Origin of the sequence: Kitasatospora sp. NPDC048296 (assembly GCF_043201815.1) — a bacterium.
Classification (GTDB): domain Bacteria; phylum Actinomycetota; class Actinomycetes; order Streptomycetales; family Streptomycetaceae; genus Kitasatospora.
The window spans coordinates 1-2,217 of the sequence record NZ_JBICZB010000185.1; the positions used below are offsets into that span (position 1 = coordinate 1).

Here is a 2,217-nt window from a genome sequence, read left to right on the forward strand (position 1 = left end):
GTACCTCACCCCACTCGAAACCCGAGCCAGACTGCAGCGCGACTTCACCCCCGCAGCGTAAGCAACCGCTGTCCAAGATCAGGGGGGAACTTCAAGGGCACCGGGTCCGGTGCCTCCCTGCCGCTGGTCGACGGCTCGGGGCGGCGCGGGCCCTCGGGAACGAAGGCGGCGATCCGTACGGTCGGCGGCCGCGCGGCGATGTGCTCCGGTTCTCCGAACTCCACGAACCGGCCGGGTGATTGTTCGTCAGACACGTCCTGGCCCGGCGTACATCTCAAGCAGCCGGTTTGTCGTAGGTCGGTTCGGTGACATCGCCTGGTTCCGGCTCATGCTTCCCGAGGGGCGAGACCGGTGTACTCGTATCCGGTGCACCCGCATCCGTTCGGCGTCGGCCGTGAGCCGGCGCTACAGCTCGATCACGGTCACGGTGTCCGCGAAGAAGTTGGTGACGTAGAGGCGTGTGCCGTCGGGACTCACCGCCACCCCACGAGGGCCGTCGGAGACCGGGATCGTTCTGGTCACCGTGCGGTCGGTGGTGTCGATCACCGAGACCGAGTCGAAGGGGAAGTGCGCCACGTAGAGCCGGTCCCCCGCGGGGCTCAGAGCCACGCCGTAGGGCCCCTGGCCGACGGGGACCGTGGCGATCACCTTCTCCCCGGCGATGTCGACGACCGACACCGTGTCCGCGAAGTAGTTGGTCGCGTAGAGGAGGTTCTCGTCCGAAGTCACCGCCACACCGGTGGGGAAGGCGATGCCGTGGATCTCGGAGAACCTCGCCTTGGCGAACTGGTCGGTGACCAGTACGGAGTCCTCCAGCGCCAGGGTCAGGTACACGCGGTCCCCGTCGGGGCTCACTGCCACCCCGTAGGGCGCGTGGCCGAAGCCGCTGTGCGTCGGGATGCCGCCGAGGATATCGATCCGCACCAACATCTCGGAGTCGGGAGCAGCCACATGCAGGACGCGCCCGTTCGGGTTGGCAGCCAGGCCGTACGGCCCCTCGACGGCCTGGATCGTTTCGACCACAATCGCGCGCCCTATGTCGATCACCGAAACGGTGCCGGACTTGAAGTCGGTCGTGAAGAGGCGGGTCCCGTCGGGGTTCACCGCTACGCTGTGTGGGCTCTTGCCGGTCGGGATCCGCTTGGCGCCGACGGCGGACACCCGCAGCCCTTTCTCCTGTGCTAGCGCGATCAGCCGGTCCAGCGGCGCGTCAGCGATGTCTGAGGCAACCATGAGGTCTCCCTATGTCGCGGTGACAGAACGTGACGAGGTTGCGCGGCCTCCGTACTTCAAGCGTGGGCCGTCGGCAACTCGTCCGCATCTCGGTCACTGGGCACAGACTTCTCAAGGCCTTTGTCGAAGCACGTCGATGGTCCCGATGCTTCAGCAGACGGGCCAGGTGTTCAGTCGTGGGCCGTACTGCCCAGCTGGTTCGAGCCTGCCTGGCTGAGTCGATGTCACTGATTTCGCTACCGGCTGGGACTGATGGCACCTGCCGACCGGCCCCGGGCGCCCCGAGTACGGGGTCCGGGGCCGGTCGGCGCCCCCCTCAGGGCTCGGTCAGCCCTCTTCCCACGAGACGCTGTAGAGCGGGTAGGCGGAGTTCTGGAGCTTGTCGCCGCTGTTGCACCGGGCGTCCGAGATGTTCCCCGCGGTGACCCAGTTGCCGTAGTTGGTGTACGCGGTTCCCGCGTGGGAGCAGTACACGGCCGCCCGGAACACCTCGAAGTTCGGACACATCACCTGCCCCCCGGTGTTCGGCCCCATCACCGACCGGTGGCACGGCGCCTGCGCCGCCGCCGGCCCGGCCAGCGCCAACTGGGCCGCCCCACCCCCGGCAAGCACCATCCCGGCCGCCGCCAGGCCGACGAGACTCCTCCGTATAGCCATCTGCCACTCCCCTGAGCATGAGCTGATGTGGATACTCGCACAACAGCAGTGCATCCTGGCTGACGCGTTCGTCAATGTTCTGAGCATCCATCAGGCTTCGCTTCCTGTGCGGAACTTGTCTGGGTCAGATGAGCCTGAGGGCGGTTGCCGGTGGCATTCCTGCTCCACAGCGCCGTGATCTGGCTCAAGGACCGCACCAGGACCACTCCTTGATCGCAACCAAGTGCGCTCCCCAACGCCGCTGCGTTATGGCGTGAGTGCGCAGGTCAAGGGGGCTTGAACGAGGCAACGGGACACCTGTAGATCAACGATCGGCGAAGAAAGTCG

General features: G+C 66.7%; 2 protein-coding genes. Both read right to left on the minus strand.

Features of this window, described 5'->3' with window-relative positions:
* Positions 1-405 precede the first annotated feature (405 nt).
* Entirely contained in the window at positions 406-1,233 is an 828-nt protein-coding gene (locus ACGF12_RS38330) for a beta-propeller fold lactonase family protein (protein ID WP_393041207.1), read from the minus strand.
* A 327-nt stretch (positions 1,234-1,560) separates the two neighbouring features.
* Positions 1,561-1,890: a hypothetical protein gene (locus ACGF12_RS38335; protein WP_393041209.1), complete on the minus strand. Its 330-nt coding sequence runs from the start codon at positions 1,888-1,890 to the stop codon at positions 1,561-1,563.
* Positions 1,891-2,217: the final 327 nt, after the last annotated feature.